The 24,655-nt window shown below is 68.4% G+C and carries 23 protein-coding genes and 1 tRNA gene; 9 read left to right on the top strand and 15 right to left on the bottom strand.

Translation table 11 applies throughout. From position 1 onward, the window contains the following. Positions 1-5: 5 nt before the first annotated feature. Positions 6-1,709, bottom strand: coding sequence for an NAD+ synthase (locus tag KAK06_RS12180; RefSeq protein ID WP_210802377.1), 1,704 nt, complete (start codon positions 1,707-1,709; stop codon positions 6-8). Here KAK06_RS12180 and KAK06_RS12175 point away from each other — a divergent pair. Further along, positions 1,708-2,898: a GNAT family N-acetyltransferase gene (locus tag KAK06_RS12175; protein ID WP_210802376.1), complete on the top strand. Its 1,191-nt coding sequence runs from the start codon at positions 1,708-1,710 to the stop codon at positions 2,896-2,898. The two genes, KAK06_RS12180 and KAK06_RS12175, sit on opposite strands and share 2 nt — an antisense overlap. On the opposite strand, the gene ppa is transcribed toward KAK06_RS12175, so the two are convergent. Beyond that, complete coding sequence (ppa, locus tag KAK06_RS12170; protein ID WP_210802375.1) at positions 2,899-3,444, bottom strand: inorganic diphosphatase; 546 nt, start codon at positions 3,442-3,444, stop codon at positions 2,899-2,901. 226 nt (positions 3,445-3,670) lie between these two features. Here ppa and KAK06_RS12165 point away from each other — a divergent pair, with 226 nt between their 5' ends. From KAK06_RS12165 to KAK06_RS12135, 7 genes are all read left to right on the top strand, one after another. Next, positions 3,671-5,860: a sodium-translocating pyrophosphatase gene (locus KAK06_RS12165; protein ID WP_210802374.1), complete on the top strand. Its 2,190-nt coding sequence runs from the start codon at positions 3,671-3,673 to the stop codon at positions 5,858-5,860. Between the two features lie 81 nt (positions 5,861-5,941). Further along, positions 5,942-6,688: a leucyl/phenylalanyl-tRNA--protein transferase gene (gene aat, locus KAK06_RS12160; RefSeq protein WP_210802373.1), complete on the top strand. Its 747-nt coding sequence runs from the start codon at positions 5,942-5,944 to the stop codon at positions 6,686-6,688. Then, entirely contained in the window at positions 6,685-7,428 is a 744-nt protein-coding gene (locus KAK06_RS12155; protein WP_210802372.1) for an arginyltransferase, read from the top strand. The genes aat and KAK06_RS12155 overlap by 4 nt, the downstream gene beginning before the upstream one ends. 89 nt (positions 7,429-7,517) lie before the next feature. Further along, positions 7,518-8,204, top strand: coding sequence for a head GIN domain-containing protein (locus KAK06_RS12150; protein ID WP_210802371.1), 687 nt, complete (start codon positions 7,518-7,520; stop codon positions 8,202-8,204). Positions 8,205-8,415: 211 nt separating this feature from the next. Then, positions 8,416-8,655 (top strand): hypothetical protein, encoded by a 240-nt coding sequence (locus tag KAK06_RS12145; protein WP_210802427.1) that lies wholly within the window; start codon positions 8,416-8,418, stop codon positions 8,653-8,655. Between the two features lie 51 nt (positions 8,656-8,706). Beyond that, on the top strand, positions 8,707-9,045 hold the full coding sequence (locus KAK06_RS12140; protein ID WP_210802370.1) for an H-NS histone family protein: 339 nt from the start codon (positions 8,707-8,709) through the stop codon (positions 9,043-9,045). A 56-nt stretch (positions 9,046-9,101) separates the two neighbouring features. Next, positions 9,102-10,565, top strand: a complete 1,464-nt coding sequence (locus KAK06_RS12135; RefSeq protein WP_210802369.1) for a DNA recombination protein RmuC — start codon at positions 9,102-9,104, stop codon at positions 10,563-10,565. 116 nt (positions 10,566-10,681) lie between these two features. Here KAK06_RS12135 and KAK06_RS12130 read toward each other — a convergent pair. From KAK06_RS12130 to KAK06_RS12070, 12 genes are all read right to left on the bottom strand, one after another. Next, positions 10,682-10,758, bottom strand: a tRNA-Pro gene (locus KAK06_RS12130). Positions 10,759-10,793: 35 nt separating this feature from the next. Next, positions 10,794-11,231: a MerR family transcriptional regulator gene (locus tag KAK06_RS12125; protein ID WP_210802368.1), complete on the bottom strand. Its 438-nt coding sequence runs from the start codon at positions 11,229-11,231 to the stop codon at positions 10,794-10,796. Positions 11,232-11,267: 36 nt separating this feature from the next. Then, on the bottom strand, positions 11,268-11,654 hold the full coding sequence (locus tag KAK06_RS12120; protein WP_210802367.1) for an integration host factor subunit alpha: 387 nt from the start codon (positions 11,652-11,654) through the stop codon (positions 11,268-11,270). A 32-nt stretch (positions 11,655-11,686) separates the two neighbouring features. Then, positions 11,687-14,107, bottom strand: a complete 2,421-nt coding sequence (gene pheT / locus KAK06_RS12115) for a phenylalanine--tRNA ligase subunit beta (RefSeq protein WP_210802366.1) — start codon at positions 14,105-14,107, stop codon at positions 11,687-11,689. A gap of 38 nt (positions 14,108-14,145) precedes the next feature. Then, the gene (gene pheS / locus KAK06_RS12110; RefSeq protein WP_210802365.1) at positions 14,146-15,204 is read right to left on the bottom strand and encodes a phenylalanine--tRNA ligase subunit alpha; all 1,059 of its coding nucleotides are present in this window, start codon (positions 15,202-15,204) and stop codon (positions 14,146-14,148) included. Positions 15,205-15,307: 103 nt separating this feature from the next. Then, complete coding sequence (rplT, locus tag KAK06_RS12105) at positions 15,308-15,664, bottom strand: 50S ribosomal protein L20 (RefSeq protein WP_210802364.1); 357 nt, start codon at positions 15,662-15,664, stop codon at positions 15,308-15,310. Between the two features lie 24 nt (positions 15,665-15,688). Further along, entirely contained in the window at positions 15,689-15,892 is a 204-nt protein-coding gene (gene rpmI / locus KAK06_RS12100; protein ID WP_210802363.1) for a 50S ribosomal protein L35, read from the bottom strand. Between the two features lie 113 nt (positions 15,893-16,005). Further along, positions 16,006-16,557: a translation initiation factor IF-3 gene (infC, locus tag KAK06_RS12095; protein ID WP_210802426.1), complete on the bottom strand. Its 552-nt coding sequence runs from the start codon at positions 16,555-16,557 to the stop codon at positions 16,006-16,008. 82 nt (positions 16,558-16,639) lie between these two features. Beyond that, a complete protein-coding gene (thrS, locus tag KAK06_RS12090; protein ID WP_210802362.1) occupies positions 16,640-18,559 on the bottom strand; it encodes a threonine--tRNA ligase in 1,920 nt (639 codons plus the stop codon). Positions 18,560-18,763: 204 nt separating this feature from the next. Then, the gene (locus KAK06_RS12080; protein WP_210802360.1) at positions 18,764-19,222 is read right to left on the bottom strand and encodes a glycine zipper 2TM domain-containing protein; all 459 of its coding nucleotides are present in this window, start codon (positions 19,220-19,222) and stop codon (positions 18,764-18,766) included. A gap of 92 nt (positions 19,223-19,314) precedes the next feature. Continuing rightward, on the bottom strand, positions 19,315-20,397 hold the full coding sequence (locus KAK06_RS12075; protein WP_210802359.1) for a patatin-like phospholipase family protein: 1,083 nt from the start codon (positions 20,395-20,397) through the stop codon (positions 19,315-19,317). 5 nt (positions 20,398-20,402) lie between these two features. Next, positions 20,403-22,754 carry a Tex family protein gene (locus tag KAK06_RS12070; RefSeq protein ID WP_210802358.1) on the bottom strand — a complete coding sequence of 784 codons (2,352 nt, stop codon included), beginning with the start codon at positions 22,752-22,754 and terminating at the stop codon, positions 20,403-20,405. Between the two features lie 157 nt (positions 22,755-22,911). Between KAK06_RS12070 and KAK06_RS12065 the strand changes: the two genes are divergently transcribed. After that, the gene (locus tag KAK06_RS12065; protein ID WP_210802357.1) at positions 22,912-23,736 is read left to right on the top strand and encodes a hypothetical protein; all 825 of its coding nucleotides are present in this window, start codon (positions 22,912-22,914) and stop codon (positions 23,734-23,736) included. 9 nt (positions 23,737-23,745) lie between these two features. On the opposite strand, the gene KAK06_RS12060 is transcribed toward KAK06_RS12065, so the two are convergent. After that, positions 23,746-24,651, bottom strand: a complete 906-nt coding sequence (locus tag KAK06_RS12060) for an SDR family oxidoreductase (protein ID WP_210802356.1) — start codon at positions 24,649-24,651, stop codon at positions 23,746-23,748. Positions 24,652-24,655: the final 4 nt, after the last annotated feature.

The raw sequence follows: 24,655 nt of genomic DNA, 5'->3' as shown, positions 1-24,655 counted from the left end.
GCGATTTAAGCACGGAACTTCGAGGTGATCGGGTAGCGCCAATCGCGTCCGAAGGCGCGGTGGGTGATGCGGATGCCGATCGGCGCCTGGCGACGCTTGTACTCGTTGATCTTGATGAGCCGGGTGACCTTGTCGACGTCGGCCGCATGGAAGCCGGCGGCAACGATCGCCTCGATCGGCTCGTCGTCCTCCATGTAGCGCGCCAGGATGGCATCGAGCACCTCGTAGGGCGGCAGGCTGTCCTGGTCGGTCTGGTCGGGCCGCAGCTCGGCCGAGGGCGGCCGGGTGATGATGCGCTCGGGGATGACCGGACCCAGGCTGCCATCGGCGCGCCGTGTGGGCTGGCGGTTCTTCCACTCGCACAGGCGGTAGACCAGGGTCTTGGCCACGTCCTTGATCACCGCAAAGCCACCGGCCATGTCGCCGTAGAGCGTGCAGTAGCCGGTGGCCATTTCGCTCTTGTTGCCGGTGGTCAGCACGATGGCGCCGGTCTTGTTGGACAGCGCCATCAGCAGCGTGCCGCGGATGCGGGCCTGGATGTTTTCCTCGGTGGTGTCCTCGGGCAGGCCGGTGAACTGGTCTGCCAGCGAGGTCCTGAAGGCGTCAAACATCGGCGTGATGCCGATCTCGTCATAGCGCACGCCCAGGCGCTCGGCCATGTCGCGGGCGTCGATCCAGGAGATGTCGGCGGTGTAGGGCGAGGGCATCATCACCGCGCGCACGCGGTCGGCGCCCAGCGCATCCACCGCCACCGCCAGCACCAGCGCCGAGTCGACGCCGCCGGACAGGCCGATGATGGCGCCGGGAAAGCCGTTCTTGCCCAGGTAGTCGCGCACACCGGTGACCAGCGCGCGCCAGACCTGCTCCTCGGGGCCCGGGATCGGTGCCAGTTCGCCCGACACCAGTCCGTCGGCCGTCACCTGCAGCGGCCACACCGCCGGCTCGAAGGCCGGCGCGCGGGCCCGCACCACGCCAGTGGCATCCACCGCGAACGAGGCGCCATCGAAGACCACTTCGTCCTGGCCGCCCACCAAATGGGCGTACAGCAGCGGCAGGCCGGTCTGGCGCGCCCGCTCGGCCATGCGGGCCTCGCGCTCGTCGTGCTTCTCGACATGAAAGGGCGAGGCATTGAGCACACACAGCACCTGGGCGCCGGCGGCCCGGGCCAGCGCGGCGGGTTCGTCGAACCAGGCGTCCTCGCAGATCAGCAGCCCGAAGCGCACCCCTTGCACCTCGAACACCACCGCGCCCTGCCCGGCCTCTCGACCGGTGGCAAAGTAGCGGCGTTCATCAAAGACTTGGTAATTGGGCAGTTCGCGCTTGTGGTAGGTCGCCAGCACCTGGCCACCCGCCAGCACCGAGGCCGAATTGAAGCGCCGGGGCAGAGAGAACGACCGCGACGCAGGCCCCTGGGCCTCGGTCCACGAACTCGGATGCCCCACCACCAGATGCAGGCCCTCGCAATCGGACAGTTCCATCGCCAGCGCCAGCAGCGTGCGATCGCAGGCCGCCATGAAGGCCGGACGCAACAGCAGGTCCTCGGGCGGATAGCCGGTCAGACTCAATTCGGGCGCCAGCACCAGGCGGGCACCGCTGGCATGCGCCTTGCGGGCCGCCTCGGCCAGCAAGCGGGCATTGCCGGCCAGATCGCCGACCGTGGCGTTGATCTGCGCCAGCGCGACGCTGACAGGGGCCTGGGAGGTGCTCATGGACAAGGATGACGTGGACAGCGCCGATTATTCCATCGAGGTCTGCACCGACCCTGCGGCCATCGAGGCCGATGACTGGAATGCGCTGCTGGCGCGCCAGACCGAGCCAACGCCCTTCATGCGCCATGAGTTCCTGGTGGCGCTGCACGCCGGCGGCTGTGCTGCGGCCGAGACCGGCTGGGCACCGCGCTTCGTGCTGTTGCGCAGCCAGGGCCGGCTGGTGGCGGCGGCACCGGCCTGGCTGAAGTCGCACTCCTGGGGCGAGTACGTCTTCGACTGGGCCTGGGCCCAGGCCTACCAGCGCCACGCGCTGCCCTACTACCCGAAGCTGGTGGTGGCGGTGCCGTTCACGCCGGTGCGCGGCAGCCGGCTGCTGGCTGCAGACGCTGCGGCGCGCGCAGCGCTGCTGGCGGCGCTGCAGGCCGTGGCGCGCCAGGAAGAGACCTCCGGCGTACACCTGTTGTTCGGCGACGCGGCCGACCAGGCCACCGCGGGCGAGGCCGGCTGGCTGGCGCGCACCGGCGTGCAGTTCCACTGGCACAACCAGCCGGGGGAGGGTTGGGCGGACTGGCCGGCCTACCTGGCCGACCTGAAGCGCGAGAAGCGCAAGAAAATCCAGCAGGAGCAACGGCGCGTGGCGCAGGCCGGGGTGTCACTGCAGGTGATCGAAGGCCCGTCCATCCGCGACGAGGACTGGGCATTCTTCCACCGCTGCTACACCGCCACCTACCTGGCGCACGGCCATGCGCCCTACCTGGACCAGGCCTTCTTCCAGCGTGTGGGCCGCACGCTGCCGGCGCACTGGCTGATGGTGGTGGCCACCCAGGGCAGCGAGCGCATTGCGGCCTCGCTGCTGGCCATCGACCGCGCCCGCGGCATCGCCTGGGGCCGGCACTGGGGCGCACTGGCCCAGGTGCCCTGCCTGCACTTCGACGCCTGCTACTACCGACCGCTGGAGTGGTGCATCGACCAGGGCTTCCAGCGCTTCGAGGGCGGTGCACAGGGCGAGCACAAGATGGCCCGCGGCCTGCTGCCCGAGCCCACAGGCTCGGCCCACTGGATTGCCCACCAGGGCTTCTCCGGGGCGATCGCCGACCATCTGGGCCGCGAGGGGCGCGGCATCGAGGCCTACCTCGACGAACTCGGCGAGCACAGTCCCTTCAAGGCTGCGCCCACCGATCGAGGCTGATCAGGCCTTCTTGGCCTTCTCGGCGTCGTAGGCGGCCATGCCGTCGACGATTTCCTTCTTCGCCGCCTCAGGGCCTTCCCAGCCGGTCACCTTGACCCACTTGCCGGGCTCCAGGTCCTTGTAGTGCTCGAAGAAGTGCTGGATGCTCTTCAGGCGCATCGGGTTCAGGTCTTCCGGCTTGTTCCAGCCGCTGTAGAGCGGCAGGATCTTCTGGATGGGCACCGCGATCAGCTTGTTGTCGCCGCCGGCCTCGTCGTCCATCTTCAGCATGCCGATCGCGCGGCAGGTCACCACCACGCCGGGGATCAGCGGCACGGGGGTGATCACCAGCACATCGACCGGGTCGCCATCGGCGGCCAAGGTGTTGGGCACGTAACCGTAGTTGGTCGGGTAGTGCATCGCCGTCGACATGAAGCGGTCGACGAACAGCGCGCCCGATTCATGGTCGACCTCGTACTTGATCGGGTCGCCGTTCATCGGGATCTCGATGATCACGTTGAACTCTTCGGGCGCCTTGTCCCCGGGCGTCACGTTGTGCAGGCTCATGGTGGTTCTCTCGGTGCGATTGGAGGGGAAAACCCGGATTCTACGGGTCGCCCTTGCCGCGCCCTGACATGCGCCTGTCCTTGACGCACCGCAGGAAAACACCATGCTGAGCCAGGACTTCCTCCACTAGCATGGCCGGCGCCGACCCCGGGGGCTCGGCGTCGAGTGCGCCACGCCGCCGGGATCAGATCATTCAATGGGTCTGTGAGAGGAAGGAGAACGCTTGATGTCCACCACCGTGGCGCTTTATGTTGCGCTCGCGTGCGGCCTGCTGGCCGTCGTCTATGGCTTCGTTCAACGAGGCTGGATCCTGAGTCAGGACGCGGGCAATGCCCGCATGCAGGAGATTGCTGGCGCCATCCAGCAGGGTGCCGCAGCCTACCTGGCGCGACAGTACAAGACCATCAGCATCGTCGGCGTCGTGCTGGCCGTGCTGATCTTCTGGCAGCTCGGCAGCACCACCGCGGTGGGCTTCGTGCTGGGCGCGGTGCTCTCGGGCGCCTGCGGCTTCATCGGCATGAACGTCTCGGTGCGCGCCAATGTGCGCACCACGCAGGCGGCGACCAAGGGCATCGGCCCGGCGCTGGATGTGGCTTTCAAGGGCGGCGCCATCACCGGCATGCTGGTGGTCGGCCTGGGCCTGCTGGGCGTGGGCGCCTTCTTCTGGTACCTCAGCGGCGGCACGCAGGCTGACTCGGCCACGCTCAAGCCGCTGCTGGGTCTGGCCTTCGGCTCCAGCCTGATCTCGATCTTCGCCCGCCTGGGCGGCGGCATCTTCACCAAGGGCGCCGACGTGGGCGCCGACCTGGTGGGCAAGGTCGAGGCCGGCATCCCGGAAGACGACCCCCGCAACCCCGCGGTGATTGCCGACAACGTGGGCGACAACGTGGGCGACTGCGCCGGCATGGCGGCCGACCTGTTCGAGACCTACGCGGTCACGCTGATCGCCACGATGGCGCTGGGCGCGCTGCTGGTGGCCTCGTCGGCCAGCATGGCTGCGGCGGTCTACCCGCTGATGCTGGGCGGCGTGTCGATCATCGCCTCGATCATCGGCTGCAGCTTCGTCAAGGCCAGCCCCGGCATGAAGAACGTCATGCCGGCGCTGTACAAGGGCCTGATCATCGCGGGCGTGATCTCGCTGGTGGCCTTCTATTTCGTCACCACGATGATGTTCCCGGCCGGCCTGGCGCTGGCTGCGGGCGGCTCGGTGTCGGCCATGGCGCTGTTCGGCAGCTGTGCCGTGGGCCTGGTGCTGACCGCCGGCATGGTCTGGATCACCGAGTACTACACCGGCACCCAGTACGCGCCGGTGCAGCACGTGGCGCAGGCCTCCACCACCGGCCACGGCACCAACGTGATCGCCGGTCTGGGCGTCAGCATGAAGTCCACCGCCTGGCCGGTGATCATGGTCTGCCTGGCCATCATCGCCGCCTACGCGCTGGCCGGTCTGTACGGCATTGCCGTCGGCGCTACCGCCATGCTCAGCATGGCCGGCATCATCGTTGCGCTGGACGCCTACGGCCCGATCACCGACAACGGTGGCGGCATCGCCGAAATGGCCGAGCTGCCCGACAGCGTGCGCGACGTGACCGACCCGCTGGACGCCGTGGGCAACACCACCAAAGCGGTGACCAAGGGCTACGCGATCGGCTCGGCCGGTCTGGCCGCGCTGGTGCTGTTCGCCGACTACACCCATGCGCTGGAAGCCCATGGCCTGAATGTCACCTTCGACCTGTCGAACCACATGGTGATCGTCGGCCTGTTCATCGGCGGCCTGATCCCCTACCTGTTCGGCGCCATGGCGATGGAGGCCGTCGGCCGCGCCGCCGGCTCGGTGGTGGTGGAAGTGCGCCGGCAGTTCCAGGGTGGCGAGATCATGGCCGGCAAGAAAAAGCCGGACTACAGCGCCGCGGTCGACATGCTGACCACCGCCGCGATCAAGGAGATGATCGTCCCGTCGCTGCTGCCGGTGGTGGTGCCGATCATCGTCGGCAAGCTGCTGGGCCCGGCCGCGCTGGGCGGCCTGCTGATGGGCACCATCGTCACCGGCTTGTTCGTCGGCATCAGCATGTGCACTGGCGGCGGCGCCTGGGACAACGCCAAGAAGCTGATCGAGGAAGGCTTCACCGACAGCAACGGCACCCTGCACAAGAAGGGCTCCGAGGCGCACAAGAGCGCGGTGACCGGCGACACCGTGGGCGACCCCTACAAGGACACCGCCGGTCCGGCCGTCAACCCGCTGATCAAGATCATCAATATCGTCGCGCTGCTGATCGTGCCGCTGCTGCCGGGCGCTGGCGCGGCCAACCACGGCGCAGCCGCCAGCCACGCGTCCCCGCCGGCGGTCACCGCGCCGGCCACGGCCGAGCCGGCGGCCCCGGCGCCGGCCGTGGTGGCCAGCGCCGCATCCAACTGAACCCGCACACGCCGTGCATCCTGGCCGCCCTCGGGCGGCCTTTTTCATGGGGCCGGCGCCGCTTGTGGCTATGCTCGCACCATGGCCCTGCCCTGGTTGCACGACGACACCCCCTTCCCGCCCACCGCCTTGGCCCTGGATGAGCGCACCGACGCCCCCGGTCTGCTGGCGGCGGGCGGTGACCTGTCGGTGCGGCGGCTGATCGAGGCCTACCGCCACGGCATCTTCCCGTGGTTCGGCCCGGGTCAGCCGGTGCTGTGGTGGACGCCCGATCCGCGCATGGTGCTGCCGGTGGCCGAGTTCAAGCTCTCGCGCTCGCTGCGTCGCAGCCTGCAGCGCTTCCTGGCCGATCCGGCCTGCGAGATCCGCTTCGACCACGACGTGCGCGCCGTCATCAGCGCCTGCGCCGCCACGCCGCGCCACGGCCAGCGCGGCACCTGGATCGTGCCGGCCATGGTGGCGGCCTACACCGAGCTGCACCGCGCCGGTGTCACGCACAGCGTCGAGACCTGGATCAACGGCCAACTGGTCGGTGGCCTCTACCTGAACCTGGTCGGCCGCATGGTGTTCGGCGAGTCGATGTTCGCGCACCGCACCGATGCCTCGAAACTCGCGCTGTGCGCCCTGGTGGCCTGGTGCCGTGGCCACGGCCTGGACTGGATCGACTGTCAGCAGGAGACCGCCCACCTGGCCAGCCTGGGCGCCCGGCCGATCGGTCGCAGCCGCTTTGAAGCCCTGCTGGCCGACCGGGTCGATGCCGAGCCGCCCGCCTGGACCTATGATCGGCGCCACTGGAACCACCTGCTGCCCTGGTCCGAGCCGTTGTGACGCACCCCAAGGAAGCCCCGTTCGCGTCGTTGCAGTTCTACGCAACCGCCCCCTATCCGTGCAGCTACCTGCCCCACCGGCAGGCCCGCTCACAGGTCGCCACCCCTGGCCACCTGATCCACGCCGAGACCTACTCGGCGCTGGTCGCCTGTGGCTTTCGCCGCAGCGGGCTGTTCACCTACCGGCCGCTGTGCGACGGCTGCCGCGCCTGCGAGCCGATGCGCCTGCCGGTTGAGCGCTTCATGCCCAATCGCAGCCAGCGCCGCTGCTGGAAGAGCCACGGTGAGCTGCGCGCGCGGGTCATGCGCCTGGGCTTTGCCCAGGAGCATTACGCGCTGTACCTGCGCTACCAGGCGGGGCGCCATGCCGGCGGCGGGATGGACCATGACAGCGTGGACCAGTACACCCAGTTCCTGCTGCAAAGCCGCGTCAACTCGCGGCTGGTGGAGTTTCGTGAGCCAGCGGACGACGGCGGGCCGGGCACCCTGCGCATGGTCTCGATCGTCGACATCCTCAGCGATGGACTGTCCGCGGTCTACACCTTCTACGACCCCGACGTGCGGGCCAGCTACGGCACCTATGGCGTGCTGTGGCAGATCGAGCAGGCGCGGCAAATGCAGCTGCCCTACCTGTACCTGGGCTACTGGATCACCGACAGCCCGAAGATGGCCTACAAGGCGCAGTTCCGGCCGCACCAGCGCCTGGTCGACCAGCGCTGGGTCGACGTCAGCGACGCCTGATCGGGCCAGGCTGCCGTCTGTCGCAGCACGCTGGCGGGTGCGTTCGCCCGGCCTTAAGGTGGCGGCATTCTCACCTTGGAGCCCCTCCCATGCGCCACTCCCTTGCTCTGGTGTCCTGCCTGCTGAGCCTGGCCAACGCCGTCCACGCCGCTCCCGTCGAGGAGCCACGCAACGTGGGAGCGTTCCAACGCCTGCGCGTCGAGGCCGCGATCGATGTCCAGGTGTCACCGGGCACGCTGCGCGCCACCGTGCGCGGCGAACCCGCCGCGGTGCGGCAGGTGCTGACCGAACTGGATGGCGACACCCTGGTGATCCGCCAGACCGAGTCCTACCCCCAACGCAGCGGACCCGTCACCGTGCAAGTGCAGGTGCCCAGCCTGGCGGCGCTGGACCTCAAGGGCAGCGGTGACGTGCGGCTGCAGGATTTCAAGCTGCCGGCGCTGGCGCTGCGCGTGGCCGGCTCCGGCGACCTGCAGGGCCAGACCCTCGACATTGGCCGCCTCGAGCTGAAGCTGGCCGGCTCGGGCGACATCCGCCTGTCCGGGCGCTGCGAACAGGCCGCGATGTCGGTGGCCGGCTCCGGCAACGTGGCGGCGTCGGAGCTGAACTGCCGAGACGTCACCATCAGCGTGGCGGGCAGCGGTGATGCCGAGGTACGCGCCAGCGAGCGCGTCAGTGCCTCGGTGGCCGGTTCTGGCGATGTGCGCTACCGCGGCCGCCCGGCGCAGGTCACGCGCCAGGTGGCGGGCAGTGGTTCGGTGTCGTCGGCCGACTGAGCAGGCGGCTTGCTCTTCTTGATGTGGCGCATTCCGGGGGCAAACCCCCAGAAAGTCGCGCCGTGCCGGGCATGCCCGGTGATCGTCGGCATGAGATAATCAGGAGTTGCCCGATGCACGCTGACGGCTTCCTGTGAAGGATACCCTGACAGGTTGGCCAGACCGCTGCGGCATCGGCTGTCGTCGACGACTCGAAATCAAGGAGGTCATTCTGGCCAAGGACGATCCCAAGACGGCCATCGATGCCGGTGGTCTACGTTACCGTTCCAAAGTGGCTGGTTCGCCGTTCTCGGCGACAGGTGCCTTCGGCGCCGCCACGATGTCCTGCTTTCTCTGCGGCAAGCACCGCCCTCGGGCGCAGCTGAAGACCCGCAAGCTGCTGGGCAAGGCACAGGCGGTGTGTGCACCGTCCTGCAAGGAGCTTGAGGAGCTCCTGTCCAAGAAGGCCTGATGGCCCACGGGGCCCGCCACCGACAGGTGCCGGGCCCCGTTCCTTTTCACGATGTCCGATCCCGATCCCCTGCCCGAGACCGCCGAGGCGCTCTTCGCGCCCGCGGCGCCGACCCCGCTGTCCCGGCGTGAACGCGCCGCCGTCATCGCCCGCATTGAGGCCCTGATGGAGTACTGGGGCATCACCACCGCCGACCTGACCGACGAGTCCGCGCTGCCCGCCCCCGCGCCTGCGCCTGCGCAGCCGGCCGCCGTCAAGTACCGGCACCCGATCAGCGGCGACACCTGGGACGGCCAGGGTCCGCACCCTGACTGGCTGCGCAAGGCGCTGCTGCAAGAAGGCTACCGCGTCGACGAGCTGCGTCCACCCACCGCCGAACCGGCGCCCTGAGCAACGCCCGTCGGGCTGGCTATAGTGGGTGGCCGATCCGCTCCACCCGCCGCCCGATGTCCCTCGATCCCCTGCTGCTGGCCCTGCTCTTCGGGGCCCTGCTCACCGGTGCCCTGCTGGGTGGGTGGCTGGCCACGGCCCGCGCACGCGCTGACAGCGCCGCGCTCCACGAACGCGTGGCGGGCCTCACCCAGAGCCTGGGCCTGGAGCGCAGCCAGCACCAGGCCCTGCGCGCCCAGTCCGAGGCCTGGCGCCGCGAACTGGACGAGGGCAGCAACCACCTGGCCCGCTGGCAGGAGCGTGCTGAATCGCTGGGCGAGCAGCTGGCAAGCGCACAGGCCACCTTGGCGCAGAACCAGGCGCGCATCACCGCGCTGACTGACACCCAGGCCAGCGCCCAGGCCGAACTGGCCGACACCCGCGCCCGCCTGGACAGCGAGCGCCGCAGCGCCGAGCTGCGCCTGAAGGAGCTGCAGGACGCGCGCGAGGCGCTCTCCCTGCAATTCAAGGCGCTGGCCAACGAGATCCTTGAGGACAAGTCGCGCCGCTTTGCCGAGCAGAACCAGGCCAGCCTCTCCCAGTTGCTCGATCCGCTGCGACAGCAGTTGGGCGAGTTCAAGGGCAAGGTCGAGGAGGTCTATGTCCAGGAAGGCAAGGACCGCAGCGCGCTGGCCGAACAGGTGCGCCAGCTGGCCGCGCTGAACCAGGCACTGAGCCAGGATGCCAAGGACCTGACACGCGCCCTCAAGGGCCAGGCCAAGACCCAGGGCAACTGGGGCGAGCTGGTGCTGGAGCGCGTGCTGGAGGCCTCGGGCCTGCGCAAGGGCCACGAATACAAGGTGCAGGACAGCCAGACCCGCGAGGACGGCAGCCGCGCCCAGCCCGACGTGGTGATCGAGCTGCCCGAGGGACGCAGCCTGGTGGTCGACGCCAAAGTCTCGCTGCTGGCCTACGAGCGCTTCGTCAACGCCGCTGACGACGACGCCCGCGCGGCGGCACTGCGCCTGCACCTCGAATCGGTGCGCAAGCACATCCGCGATCTGTCCGAGAAAGGCTACCAGCAGCTCTACGGGCTGCAGTCGCTGGACTTCGTGCTGGCTTTCGTGCCGGTAGAGCCGGCCTTCATGCTGGCCGTGACCAGCGACAGCGAGCTCTTCATGGATGCCTGGCAGCGCAACGTGCTGCTGGTGAGTCCGTCGACGCTGCTGTTCGTGGTGCGCACCGTGGCCCACCTGTGGCGCCAGGAGGCCCAGAACCGCAACGCGCAGGACATCGCGCGGCGCGGTGCAGAGCTCTACGACAAGCTCTGCGGCTTCGTGACCGACCTGGAGAAGGTAGGCGAGCGTCTGAAGCAGGCACGCGACGCCTACGACGGCGCGCAGGCCAAGCTGCACAGCGGTCGCGGCAACGTGATCCGCCAGGCCGAGATGCTGCGCGAGCTGGGCGTGAAGCCCACCAAGCAGCTGCCCGAGGGACTGCTGCAGCTGGCCCAGGACGCCGATCCGCCGGCCAGCGCCTGAGCCCCCCTTTTCGCGGCGTACACCGTACGCGGCGCACTCAACAGCGGCGCACTCGACAACGGCACACACAAGCAAAAGGCCCGGCACCTTGCGGTACCGGGCCTTGGCTTTTTCAATGGTCGGGGTGGCGGGATTCGAACTCGCGACCCCTTGCACCCCATGCAAGTGCGCTACCAGGCTGCGCTACACCCCGACGAAGCTCGCAGTATAGCCTGAAATCAGGCGTTTTCAGACATCGAGCAATTCGCGAATCGCCAAAAGCTCCTGGCGGACATGGCGGGTGCTCAGATGCACGGGCAGATCGTCGAGGCTCAGCTCGATGACCTCGATACCGGCCGTGGCGTCCGACAGGTCGGACTCCTGCGCGGTGAGTTCGGAAGCGCCGGCGCCAGACGCCACCGCGGCGGCATCGCTGAGCCGGTTGCGGGCACCGCTGATCGTGAAGCCCTGGTCGTAGAGCAGGTCACGGATGCGACGGATCAGCAGCACCTCGTGGTGCTGGTAGTAACGGCGGTTGCCGCGCCGCTTGACCGGCTTGAGCTGGGTGAACTCCTGCTCCCAGTAACGCAGCACATAGGGTTTGACGCCACAGAGCTCGCTGACCTCACCGATGGTGAAGTAGCGCTTGGCCGGTATATCCGGCAGGCGTTGGTCCCGCTCTTCCATGACAAATCAAGGCCCTGGCCCAGAGGACTTGAGACTTTACTCGAAGTCTTCGTCCGGAGACACGTCGCCTTGGACAAGAGCCTTCAACTTTTGGCTGGCGTGGAATGTGACCACATTGCGTGCGGCGATCGGGATGGCTTCGCCGGTGCGCGGGTTGCGGCCGGGCCGGGGCGCCTTGCGGCGGATCGTGAAGTTGCCGAAACCCGAGAGCTTGACGTCCTCACCCGACACCAGCGCGGCGTTGACGATCTCGAAGAAGGCCTCGACCATGTCCTTCGACTCGCGCTTGTTCAGGCCCAGGCGCTCGAACAGCAGCTCGCTGAGCTCGGCCTTGGTCAGCGTGGGCGTCTCCAGGCTGGGCAGGATGACCAGCGGTGCGGCACCGGCGGCAGAGGTGTCGTCGATCGGCTGTTCTGTGTTCATGGTGTGTCTCGCACCGGATGTCATGCAGGGGCTCAGCCGCGCAGGCGAGCGCCAAACGCGGCCTGGGCGCGGGCCACGGCGGCGGCCACGGCGGCGTCGATGCGCTCGTCGGTCAGTGTGGCCTCGTCGTCGAGGAGCGCCAGGCGCAGGGCCAGGCTGCGCTCGCCGGCGCCGATGTCGGCGCTGGGGGCCTTGGGCCGGTAGATGTCGAACAGTGTGACCTGGCGCACCAGCGGATCATCGGCCAGCGTGGCCACCAGCGCGTCGTGCGCCACCTGATCGGACACCACCAGCGCCAGATCGCGCAGTGCCGCCTGCTGACGCGGTACTGGCTGGGCCAGCGGCACATTGCGCTGCTGCACCGCCGCCAGGTCCAGCTCGAACAGCATCGGCGCCGACGGCAGCTCGTAGGCCTGACGCCACTTCGGGTGCAGCTCGCCCAGGTGGCCGATGCTCACGCCATCCAGCAGCACCTCGGCGCAGCGGCCCGGGTGCATGGCCGGGTGTTCGGCCGGGACGAAGCGGGCCACGCGCGGCGCCAGCAGGCGCTCGACATCAGCCTTGAGGTCGAAGAAGTCAACAGGGCGCTCGGGCTGGCCCCACTGCAGCGGCGTGGCCGGTCCCCAGCTCAGGCCCGCCACGCGCATCGGCTGCGACACGCCAGCCACGCTGGCGTCAGTGGAGGCCACCGAGGCATCGCGGCGGAACACGCGGCCCAGCTCGAACACCCGCACCCGCGGCGCCTTGCGCGCCAGGTTGTACTTCAGCACGCCCACCAGGCTGCCCAGCAGGCTGGAGCGCATCACGGCCAGCGGCGCGGCGATCGGGTTCAGCACCTTGATCGGGTCGGGGTTGCCGGCCAGCTCCTGCTCCCAGCGTGCCTCGACGAAGCTGAAGTTGATCGTCTCCTGGAAGTCGAGTGCGGCCAGCGCATGGCGGACGCCGTGGGCGCCGCGGCGCGCCTCGGGGCGCACGCGCGCGGTGACCGGCGCCTGCGGCGGGGTGTCGGGCAGGCTGTTGTAGCCCAGCACGCGCGCCACCTCCTCGATCAGGTCTTCCTCGAGCGTGATGTCAAAGCGCCAGCTGGGCGGCGTCACGGTGAGCTCGCCGTCGGCTTGTGTGAACGGCAGGCCCAGGCGCTGCAGCACGCCTGCGCACTGGGCCTGGGTGACCGGCATGCCGATCACCTTGGCGGCACGCGCCACGCGCAGGCGCACCGGTGCGCGCTGCGGCATCGCCGGCTGCACATCGGTCACCGGGCCGGCCTGGCCGCCGCAGATCTGCTGCACCAGCGCGGTGATGCGCTCGATGTGTTCGACCGTGCCCTGCGGATCAACACCCCGCTCGAAGCGGTGGCCGGCGTCGGTGGCGAAGTGGTAGCGGCGCGAGCGTCCGGCCACCGCGGTCGGCCACCAGAAGGCGGCTTCGATGTAGATGTTGGCGGTGTCGTCCGACACGGCCGTGGCGTCGCCGCCCATGATGCCGGCCAGCGACTCCACCGCCTGGTCGTCGGCGATGATGCCGACCTGGCCATCGAGCTCGACGGTGTTGCCGTTGAGCAGCTTGAGCGACTCGCCCGCGCGCGCCCAGCGCACCTGCAGGCCGCCGTGGATCTTGTCCAGGTCGAAGATGTGCGAGGGCCGACCGTACTCGAACATCACGTAATTCGAGATGTCGACCAGCGGGCTCACCGCGCGCTGGCCGCAGCGCGCCAGGCGCTCGACCATCCAGGCCGGCGTGGCCGCCTTCGGGTTGACGCCGCGCACGATGCGGCCGCTGAAACGACCGCACAGGTCGCTGGCCTGCACGTCGACCGGCAGCGTGGCGTCGATGGCCGGCGCCACCGGGGCGATCGCGGGCGTGACGAGCGGCGCACCGGTCAGCGCGCTCACCTCGCGCGCAATGCCGTAGACACTCAGGCAGTGCGCCAGGTTGGGCGTGAGCTTGAGCGTGAACAGCGTGTCATCCAGGTTCAGGAACTGGCGGATGTCCTGGCCCAGCGGCGCATCCAGCGGCAGCTCGAGCAAACCGCCGTGGTCCTCGCTGAGCTGGAGCTCGCGCGCCGAGCACAGCATGCCAAAGCTCTCGACGCCACGCAGCTTGCCCACCTTGATCGCGAAGGGCGCACCGCCCTCTTCCGCTGGCGGCAGCTCAGCCCCCACCAGGGCCAGCGGCACGCGGATGCCGGCGCGCGCATTGGGCGCGCCGCAGACGATCTGCAGCGGACCGTCCTTGCTGTGCGGGCCGGCATCGACACGGCACACGCGCAGGCGGTCGGCATTGGGGTGCTGTTCGGCTTCGACGATCTCGGCCACCACGATCTTCGAGAAGGCCGGCGCCACCGGGCGCAGCTCTTCGACCTCCAGGCCGGCCATGGTCAGCAGCTCGGCCAGTTCGGCGGTGGTGATGGCGGGGTTGCAGAACTCGCGCAACCAGGACTCGGGGAATTGCATGCTTCAGATCCGTTGGGGGTTCTCGGGGACGCGCGGGCTCACTGGAACTGGGCCAGGAAGCGCAGGTCGCCGTCGAAGAACTGGCGCAGGTCGTTGACGCCGTAGCGCAGCATGGTCAGGCGATCAAAGCCCATGCCGAAGGCGAAGCCGATGTAGCGCTCGGGGTCGAGGCCGAAGTTGCGCACCACGTTCGGATGCACCTGGCCAGAGCCGGCCACCTCCAGCCAGCGGCCCTTGAGCGGACCCGAGGCAAAAGCGATGTCCACCTCGGCCGAAGGCTCGGTGAACGGGAAGAAGGACGGCCGGAAGCGGATCGTCAGGTCGTCGGTCTCGAAGAAGGTGCGGAAGAAGTCGGCGAACACCGCCTTCAGGTCCTTGAACGACACGTTTTCGCCGATCCACAGGCCTTCGCACTGGTGGAACATCGGCGAGTGGGTGGCATCGCTGTCGACGCGGTAGGTGCGGCCCGGCGCGATGACGCGGATCTCGGGCATGGTCTGGCCGGCATCCAGCAGCGCCTGGTGGCGCTTGACGTGCTGCACCGCGTAGCGCACCTGCATCGGGCTGGTGTGCGTGCGCAGCAGGTGGCCTGAGCCATCGGGCGCCACCGTGTCGACGTAGAAGGTGTCGTGCATCGAGCGCGCCGGGTGGTCGGCCGGCGTGTTCAGCGCGGTGAAGTTGAACCAGTCTTCCTCGATCTCGGGGCCGTCGGCCACATCAAAACCCATCGAGCCGAAGATCGCCTCGACGCGCTCCATGCTGCGGGTGATCGGGTGCAGCCCCCCCTGGGCGCGCGGCTGGCGGCCGGGCAGCGTGACATCCAGCGCCTCGGCGCGCAGCTGCGCCTGCAGCTCGGCGTCGGCCAGCGCGGCACGGCGCTCGCTCAGCAGCGACTCGATCGCCTGCTTGGTCTGGTTGATCTCGGCGCCGCGGGTCTTCTTGTCCTCGTGGCTGAGCGCGGCCATGCCCTTGAGCAGGTCGGTGACGCGACCAGCCTTGCCCAGGAAGCGGGCCTTGGCGTTCTCCAGCTCGGCCGGTGTCACGGCGGCGGCGAAATCCTCGCGCGCGGCCTGCACCAGTTGTTCGAGATCGTTCATTGCAAGCAGGGAAAAAATGAAAAAAGGCCGCACCGGCAGGTGAGGCCTTCGAGGTCCTGAGGGCGCTGCCGGCGCGCGGGCACCGGCGGCAGCCTCCAGAGGATCAAGCGAGCTGGGCCTTCACCTTGTCGACGATGGCAGCAAAAGCGGCCGGATCGTGGATCGCCATGTCCGACAGCACCTTGCGGTCCAGGTCGATCTGGGCCTTCTTCAGGCCGGCGATGAACTTGCTGTAGGTCAGACCCAGACCACGCGTGGCAGCGTTGATACGGGCGATCCACAGCTGGCGGAAGACGCGCTTCTTGGTGCGGCGGTCACGGTAGGCGTACTGGCCCGCCTTCATCACCGCCTGCTTGGCGATGCGGAAGACGTTCTTGCGGCGGCCGCGGAAACCCTTGGCGAGGGCCAGAACCTTCTTGTGACGAGCGCGGGCGGTCACACCACGTTTGACGCGAGGCATATGTTGACTCCTTCTTGGTGGTGATTACAGACCAGCGAACGGCAGCATCTGCGCCATGTGACCCATGTTGGTCTCATGCACATTGGCTGCACCACGCAGGTGACGCTTGTTCTTGGTGGTCTTCTTGGTCAGGATGTGACGCTTGAAGGCTTGGCCGCGCTTGACGGTGCCACCCGGGCGGACGCGGAAGCGCTTCTTGGCGCTGCTCTTGGTCTTCATCTTGGGCATGTGATGCTCCTTATCAATGACCTCTGCTGGGCGGCCCCACGGGCGTGGTGCGCTTGATGGCCTGCAGCGGCTTTTCTTCATCGCCCCGGTGACCAGACCAGGGCGCGAATCGGTTACGACTTCTTCTTGGGCGCCAGCACCATGATCATCTGGCGGCCTTCCAGCTTGGGCATGTGCTCGACCACTGCCACATCCGCCAGTTCGTCGCGGATGCGCTCCAGCAGGCGCATGCCGATGTCCTGGTGGGTGATCTCACGGCCCCGGAAGCGCAAAGTGACCTTGCCCTTGTCGCCGTCCTCGGCGATGAAGCGGCGCAGGTTGCGCATCTTGATGTTGTAGTCGCCTTCGTCGGTGCCGGGCCGGAACTTGACTTCCTTGACCTCGATGATCTTTTGCTTGGACTTGGCTTCGGCGGCGCGCTTTTGCTCCTGGTACTTGAACTTGCCGTAGTCCATCAGCCGGCATACCGGCGGATCGGCCTGGGCCGCGATCTCAACCAGATCCACGTCGTGTTCGGCCGACAAGCGCAGCGCCTCCTGGATGCTGACGATGCCCAGCGGCTCGTTCTCGAGGCCGTTCAGGCGCACGGAGGAAGCGGTGATCTCGCGGTTCAGTCGGTGCTTGCGCTCGACATTGGGAATCCGGCGGTCGAGAAAGGTAGCGATGGTTCAAACCCCTGCAACAGGCCCCGAGGCAAGGACGGGACCCGACACAAAAACTCTGGAGCGCAAAAAAGCCGAGGCGTCCTCAGACCTTGGCTGCGATGTCGGACGCGAGCTTCGCGAGGAAGTCGCTGACCGGCATCACCCCCAGATCCTGGTTGCCCCGGGCGCGCACCGCGACGGCCCCGCTTGCCTTCTCCTTGTCACCAATGACCAGGATGAACGGGACCTTCTGCATGGAATGCTCACGGATTTTATACGTGATTTTCTCGTTGCGCAAATCTGCCTGGACCCTAACTCCTTGTTTTTGCAGCGTTTTCACCACTTCCTGCACAGCATCGGCCTGGGCGTCGGTGATATTGGCCACCACCACCTGGGTCGGCGCCAGCCACAGCGGCAGCGCGCCGGCGTGCTGCTCGATCAGAATGCCGATGAAGCGCTCCAGGCTGCCGACGATGGCGCGGTGCAGCATGACCGGGTGGCGGCGGCTGCCGTCCTCGGCCACGTACTCGGCACCCAGGCGCTCGGCCATGAAGAAATCGACCTGCATCGTGCCGCACTGCCACTGGCGGCCCAGCGCGTCCTTCAGCGTGTACTCGATCTTCGGGCCGTAGAAGGCGCCGTCGCCCGGCGAGACGACGAAGTCCACGCCGCTCTGGCGCAGGCTTTCCATCAGCGCGTGCTCGGCCTTGTCCCAGGCCTCCTCGCTGCCGATGCGCTGCTCGGGGCGGGTGGCCACCTTGTAGAGGATCTCGGTGAAGCCAAAGTCCCGGTAGACCTTCTGCAGCAGCGTGGTGTAGGCCAGGCACTCGGGCAGGATCATGTCCTCGGTGCAGAAGATGTGGCCATCGTCCTGCGTGAAGCCGCGCACCCGCATGATGCCGTGCAGGCCACCGGTGGGCTCGTTGCGGTGGCACTGGCCGAATTCGCCAAAGCGCAGCGGCAGGTCGCGGTAGCTCTTGATGCCCTGCTTGAAGATCAGGATGTGGCCGGGGCAGTTCATCGGCTTGAGCGCGTAGTCGCGCTTCTCCGATTCCGTCGTGAACATGTTCTCGCGGTACTTCTGCCAGTGGCCGGTCTTCTCCCACAGGCCCTGGTCCAGCAGCTGCGGACCCTTGACCTCCTGGTAGCCGTTGTCGCGGTAGACGCGGCGCATGGTCTGCTCCACCTCCTGCCACACGGCCCAGCCCTTGGGGTGCCAGAACACCGTGCCGGGGCTGTGCTCGTCGATGTGGAACAGGTCCAGCTCGCGGCCCAGACGGCGGTGGTCACGCTTCTCGGCCTCCTCCAGCATGGTCAGGTACTGCTGCAGCTCTTCCTTGGTGGCCCAGGCGGTGCCGTAGACGCGCTGCAGCATCTCGTTGCGGTGGTCGCCGCGCCAGTAGGCGCCGGCCACCTTCATCAGCTTGAAGTGCTTGAGCTTGCCGGTACTGGGCACGTGCGGGCCGCGGCACAGGTCCTCGAAGGCGCCTTCGCGGTACAGCGACACGTCCTGGTCGGCCGGGATGCTGCCGATGATCTCGGCCTTGTAGTGCTCACCCAGGCCCTTGAAGTACGCCACCGCCTCGTCGCGCGGCAGCACGCGGCGCACCACCGGCTCGTCCTTCTTGGCCAGCTCGGCCATCTTCTTCTCGATGGCGGCCAGGTCCTCCGGGGTGAACGGGCGCTTGTACGAGAAGTCGTAGTAGAAGCCGTTGTCAATCACCGGGCCGATCGTCACCTGGGCCTCAGGGAAGAGCTCCTTGACCGCATAGGCCAGCAGGTGGGCGGTGGAGTGGCGGATCAGCTCCAGGCCTTCGGGCTGTTTGTCGGTGATGATGGCCAGTGCGCTGTCTTGCTCCAGCAGGAAGCTGGTGTCAACGAGGCGCGCCGCGGCGCCGCTGCCCACCTTGCCGCCCAGCGCGGCCTTGGCCAGGCCGGTGCCGATCGAGGCGGCCACCTCGGCCACGGTCAGAGGCGCGGGGAATTCGCGTCGGGAGCCATCGGGCAGCGTGATCGTGATCATCGAGACATCCTTCGGAAAAGAAAAAAGCGCAGCTGATGCAGCCGCGCTTTCTTCAGGAACAGGGGTGACGTGGGGTCGTGTGTATTCCAGCCGCGGCCGACTAAACCTCAGTGACGAAGCTCGTAGTTCGCGGTGTCATAACCCGTGTCGCCTTTCTCTGCTCTTGTGGTGGGGATGGCCCGATTGTAGCCGCCCTGGGCGTGATCAGTACCGGCGCACGGTCTGGCCGTCGACCACCACGCGGTCGCCGGGTCGCAGGTCACCGATCTGCGCTAGGTTGAAGGTGCGCATCTGACCGCCGTCGATCGCCACCTGCACGCGGAAGCGAGCAGCCGGCTGGGTGTTGTGCTTTTCGATCTCGTTGCCGGCCACCGCGCCGCCCACCGCGCCGACGATGGTGCCCGCGGTGCGGCCGCTGCCGGAGCCGAACTGGCGGCCGACCACGGCGCCCACGACACCGCCGATCAGCGCACCCGCGCCGCTGGTGTTCTCACGCGGGGCGACATCGTCGATGGCGCGGATCGTGCCGTACTGCAGGCCGGCGCGCTGGCTCGACCAGGTGGCGCCTTCTTCATAGACCGGCGCCTGGCGCGGGTTGGCGCAAGCGGCCAGCAGGCCGGCGCAGACGATGACGGAGGACAGGCGAATCAGACGAGTGTTCATGGCAGTGAGTGTGCAACACGGCTCGAAGGGCCGCTCCTGAGCCCTCAACGCACGAGCCCCCGTGCCGGTTGGCCGAGGATGTAACCGCCGGTTCAGTGCAGCGGCTCGATCGGCAGCGGGCGGCCGCCTTGCACCGCGTTGGCGAACTCATCGGCCAGTTGGCGGCTGGCGTCGATCGCGGCGCGCCAGCAGCGCATCCGGCCGGTCAGGTCGTCGCCAAAGCGCTTGAAGTCGTCCCGGTCGGGCAGCTTGCCGCCGGGCAGGCGGGCGATCCACTCGGCCGAGGGCACCAGCAGCACCACGCGGTCGAGCGCGCGGCTGGCGCGGTGGCGCGCCCGCAGGCCCTTGTCCAGCCAGCCAGGCACCACGCTGGGCTGGAAGTGCGGGTACAGCACCAGGCCGTCGCCTGCCAACTGGTCATAGCGCAGGTGCAGGTGGTAGTCGGTGATGCCGCCGTCCCAGTAGGCACCGGGCGGCGCACCCGGGATGTCGTGCACTGCCTTCAGCCAGAAGGGGATGGAACAGCTGGCCAGCACCGCGGGCTGCAGGTTGCCTGCTGACAGCGCCACCTGGCGGGTGCGGAAGTCGTCCAACGGCAGCGGCAGCGGGTCACGCGGGTCGGAGAAGACCACGCGTTCCAGCCAGCCGCCCAGCGCCCGGCGGCTGGCCAGGTTGCTGAAGAAGGCGGCGCCATAGCCCAGCGGCGTGCGCCACCGCCCCTCGCGGCTCAGCAGGTGGCGGCCGCGGCTGGTGAACACATGCAGGCGCCGCCGCGGGTGCGACAACAGCTCATCGGCCACGGCGCCGACGTGCGGCACGAGGGTGTCGTTGAAAACCGCGCTGACGGTCGCCGCGGTCGGCGAGCGGCCAGGGGCATGCGGATAGTTCTGGGCAACATAGGCGTCAGCCAGTCGGGCCAGCGCCGTGTCGGCATCGGCACAGCAGGCAGCGGCCATGCGCCAGGCGCCGATCGAAGCGCCCAGCAGGTGGACCGTCGGCCCGTCGCCGGCCAGCCAGTGGCCAAACAGGAAGCGGTCCAGCGGGTTCAGCACCAGGCCCTTGGGGCCGCCCGCGGCGGCCGGCACCACGCGCACATCCTGCGGCCGCCAGCCGCGCTCTTGCAGCCAGCGGCGCGCCGTCAGGCCGGCGAGCACACGCAGCGCGGGCGCGGCCATGGCCGTCAGCGCTTGAGCTTGGCGAAGGCCGCGGCCATGGCACTGGGCGCCTCGGCCTGGCGCTGGCCTGCGCCGTGGCTGCGCTCGCCGCGCGCCGGCGCTCGGTAACTGTTGTCGCCGCTGCGGCCCTTCTGGGAGGGCGCCGTGTCCAGCTTCATCGTCAGGCTGATGCGCTTGCGTGGCAGGTCCACCTCCAGCACGCGCACCTTGACGATGTCGCCGGTCTTCACCACTTCGCGCGCGTCGTTGACAAACTTGTTCGACAGCTGGCTCACATGCACCAGACCGTCCTGGTGCACGCCCAGGTCGACGAAGGCGCCGAACTGCGCGACGTTGGACACCGTGCCTTCCAGCACCATGCCCTCCTTCAGGTCCTTGATGTCCTCGACGCCATCGTTGAAGCGGGCCACCTTGAAGTCGGGGCGCGGGTCGCGGCCGGGTTTCTCCAGCTCGGCCAGGATGTCCTTCACGGTGATCGCACCGAAGCGCTCATCCGCAAAGGCCTCGGGGCGCAGCTTGCGGATCACGTCGGCATTGCCGATCAGCTCCTGGATCGGCCGACCGGCGGCGGCGATGATCTTCTCGACCACCGGGTAGGTCTCGGGGTGCACACCGGACAGGTCCAGCGGGTTGTCGCCACCGCGGATGCGCAGGAAACCCGCCGCCTGCTCGAAGGTCTTGGCCCCCAGGCCGGCCACCTGCAGCAACTGCTGGCGGCTGACGAAGCGGCCGTTGGCCTCGCGCCAGCGCACGATGCTGTTGGCCACCGAGCTGCTCAGGCCAGACACCTGCGACAGCAGCGGCGCCGAGGCGGTGTTCAGATCCACCCCCACCTTGTTCACGCAGTCTTCCACCACCGCGTCCAGCGTGCGCGCCAGCTCGCTCTGGTTGACGTCGTGCTGGTACTGGCCGACGCCGATGCTCTTGGGCTCGATCTTCACCAGCTCGGCCAGCGGATCCTGCAGCCGGCGAGCGATCGACACCGCGCCGCGCAGGCTCACGTCCAGGTCCGGCAGCTCCTTGCTGGCGAACTCGGACGCCGAGTAGACCGAGGCGCCGGCCTCGCTGACCACCACCTTTTCCAGCCTGACATCAGGGGCCAGGCTGGCGATGCGCTTGATCAGGTCGGCCGCCAGCTTGTCGGTCTCGCGGCTGGCGGTGCCGTTGCCGATCGCGATCAGGTTGACGCCATGCGCCGCCACCAGGCGGCCAAGCGTGTGCAGGCTGCCCTCCCAATCGCACTTGGGCTCGTGCGGGTACACCGTGCTGGTGGCCAGCACCTTGCCCGTGTCACTGACCACCGCCACCTTCACGCCGGTGCGGATGCCGGGGTCCAGCCCCATCACCACCCGCTGGCCGGCGGGGGCGGCCAGCAGCAGATCGCGCAGGTTCTCGGCAAAGACCTTGATCGCGGTGGCCTCGGCCGCCTCGCGCAGGCGGCCGAACAGATCACGTTCCAGGCTCATCGAGAGCTTGACCTTCCAGGTCCAGGCCACCGTCTTGCGGATCAGCTCATCGCCTGGGCGCTTGCCATGGCGCCAGCCCAGGTGGTGGGCGATGCGGCCCTCGGCCAGCGTGGGCTGGCCAGCCACGATCTCTTCATCGAGCACCAGCTTGGCGTCCAGGATCTCCAGCGCCCGGCCGCGGAACACCGCCAGCGCACGGTGGCTGGGCACGGTGCGGATCGGCTCGTCGTAGTCGAAGTAGTCGCGGAACTTGCTGTGGTCGGGGTGGTGTTCGTCCTTGCCCGGCGCCAGCTTGGCCTGGAACAGGCCCTCGGCCCACAGCCATTCGCGCAGCGTGCCCACCAGCCCAGCGTCCTCGGCCCAGCGCTCGCTGAGCAGGTCGCGCACCCCGTCGAGCACCGCCAAGGCATCGGCGAAGCCAGCCTCGGCCAGCTTGGCGGCACCGCCGTCATACGCGGCGACAAAGGCCTGGGCCTCGGTCAGCGGGTCCAGGGCCGGATCAGCGAACAGGCGATCGGCCAGCGGCTCGATACCCGCCTCGCGGGCGATCATGCCCTTGGTGCGCCGCTTGGGCTTGTAGGGCAGGTACAGGTCTTCCAGTTCCTGCTTGGTGGGCGCCGCCTCGATCGCCGCGCGCAGCGCCGGCGTCAGCTTGCCCTGCTCGTCAATGCTCTTGAGCACCGCGGCGCGGCGGTCCTCCAGCTCGCGCAGGTAGGCCAGACGGGATTCCAGCTCGCGCAGCTGGATGTCATCGAGGCCGTCGGTGGCCTCCTTGCGGTACCGGGCGATGAACGGGACGGTGGCACCACCGTCCAACAGTTCCACCGCCGTCTTGACCTGGGCCGGCCGAACGGTCAGCTCGGCGGCGATCTGCAACAGGATCTTGTCCAACACGGGAAAGGGAGAAGTCGCGGGAAGCGCGGGAGTGTGCCAGATGCGCGCGCAGCACCGCCGAACTGGCCTCTTCCACAGATCAGAGGATGTGCCGGCCACCGCCCCTGCCTAGGATCCGCTTCACCCCATCACCCTCAAGCACAGGAGAGGACCCATGAACCACACCCCGATCACCCGCCATCTGCCGCTGTGCGCCGCGCTGCTGGCGGCGCTGGCCACGCCGCTGCTGCAGGCAGCCCCCAAGGCGCAGCCCATGGTGCTGAATGGCCCGACGGCGGTCCTGAGCCAGTCGTCGCCCAGCGGCACCGCCCAGGTCACCGTCGATGGCGCTGGCAGCTTCATGGAGGCGCTGGTCTACACCACCGCCGACGATGACACCTACGACATGAGCTACAAGTCCGGTATGTACTTCGACGGCGCCCTCTACGGCGTTGAAAGCGTCAAGCAGAGCCAAGGCAACAAGGCCAAGAGCAGCTACGTGGTAGGGTCGCTGCAGGTCGACCTGAAGCAGGCACTGACCCTCGGCGCGGTGGCGGGCAGCTACCAGCTGAAGCAGGTTTACACGCTGACCAACCCGGGCACGGAGCCGGTCAGCGTGAACCTGATGCGCTACAACGACAGCGATGTCGGCGACTACGGGTATCAGCCGGCCGGGGGTCGCTTCAGCTACGTCGTCTCCACCGCGACGCCGTCGCCCGAGTCCCTGACCCGGTACGTCGGCATCCAACTCACCGGCGGCGCCAACACCATGCGCGTGGTCCGCTACTGCTGCGATAACCTCAACGACATCACGCCGGAGGAAAACAACACCGTGGCGGATGACCTCGACGGGGACGGCGTCAGCGAAGCAAGCTGGGACAAGGCCATCAACAACCAGACCACCGTGGTGGTGCCCGCAGGCGGCTCAGCCAAGGTGCACACCGTGACCCTGTTCGGCCGCAGCGCGTTGGGCAGCCTGTCGGCCCTGCCCGCCCGCTGACCCCGCCGCTCAGCCACGCAGCTGGGCGCGCAGCCGCTCGCCCAGCTCCGGCCGCTCCTTGAACGGGTCGGTCGGGTTGCGCTGCAGCATGATGTCCTCCAGCCGCACCTGCACGCCGCCCAAAGCGTGCGGGTGGCTGTAGATGTAGAAGCGATCGGCCAGGATGGCATCCACCACGAACTGTGCCACCTGGGCCGCGCTGACCTTGCCGCTGGTCACCGCCTTCTCGGCCATGGCCGCGCCGATCAATTGGCTGCGCGTGGGCCCAGCGCCGGCATTGGCCATCTCGGCCGGCCGGTTGCGCTCGCTCTGGTGGATGCCGGTGGGCACAAAATATGGGCACAGCACGCTGGCGCTGATCTGGTCGGTCACCAGGCGCAGGTCCTGGTACAGCGTCTCGCTCATCGACACCACCGCGTGCTTGGTGACGTTGTAGACGCCCATGTTGGGCGCGTTCAGCAGCCCGGCCATCGACGCGGTGTTGACGATGTGGCCCTCAAAGGTCGGATCGGCCTGGGCAGCAGCCAGCATCATCGGCGTGAAGACGCGCACGCCGTGGGCCACGCCCATCAGGTTGACGCCCACCACCCATTCCCAGTCTTTGAGGGTGTGCTCCCAGATCAGGCCACCGGCGCCCACGCCGGCGTTGTTGAAAACCACGCCCGGGGCACCGAAGCGCGCCAGCGTGGCCGCGCCCAGCGCCTCAACCTGATCGGCCTTGGAGACATCCACCACCTGGGCCAGCACCTCGGCGCCCAGGCCGCGCATCTCCTGTGCAGCGGCTTCCAGCGCCGCCGCCTGCACGTCGGCCATCACCAGGTGCATGCCCTGCCCGGCCAGCAGCCGCGAGAGTTCCAGGCCGAAGCCCGAACCGGCACCGGTGATGACCGCCGCGCGGCCTGCCAATCGTTTCATCGTG

Origin of the sequence: Ideonella aquatica (assembly GCF_018069755.1) — a bacterium.
GTDB lineage: Bacteria > Pseudomonadota > Gammaproteobacteria > Burkholderiales > Burkholderiaceae_C > Ideonella > Ideonella aquatica.
This window is presented reverse-complemented; position numbering and strand designations above follow the sequence as displayed.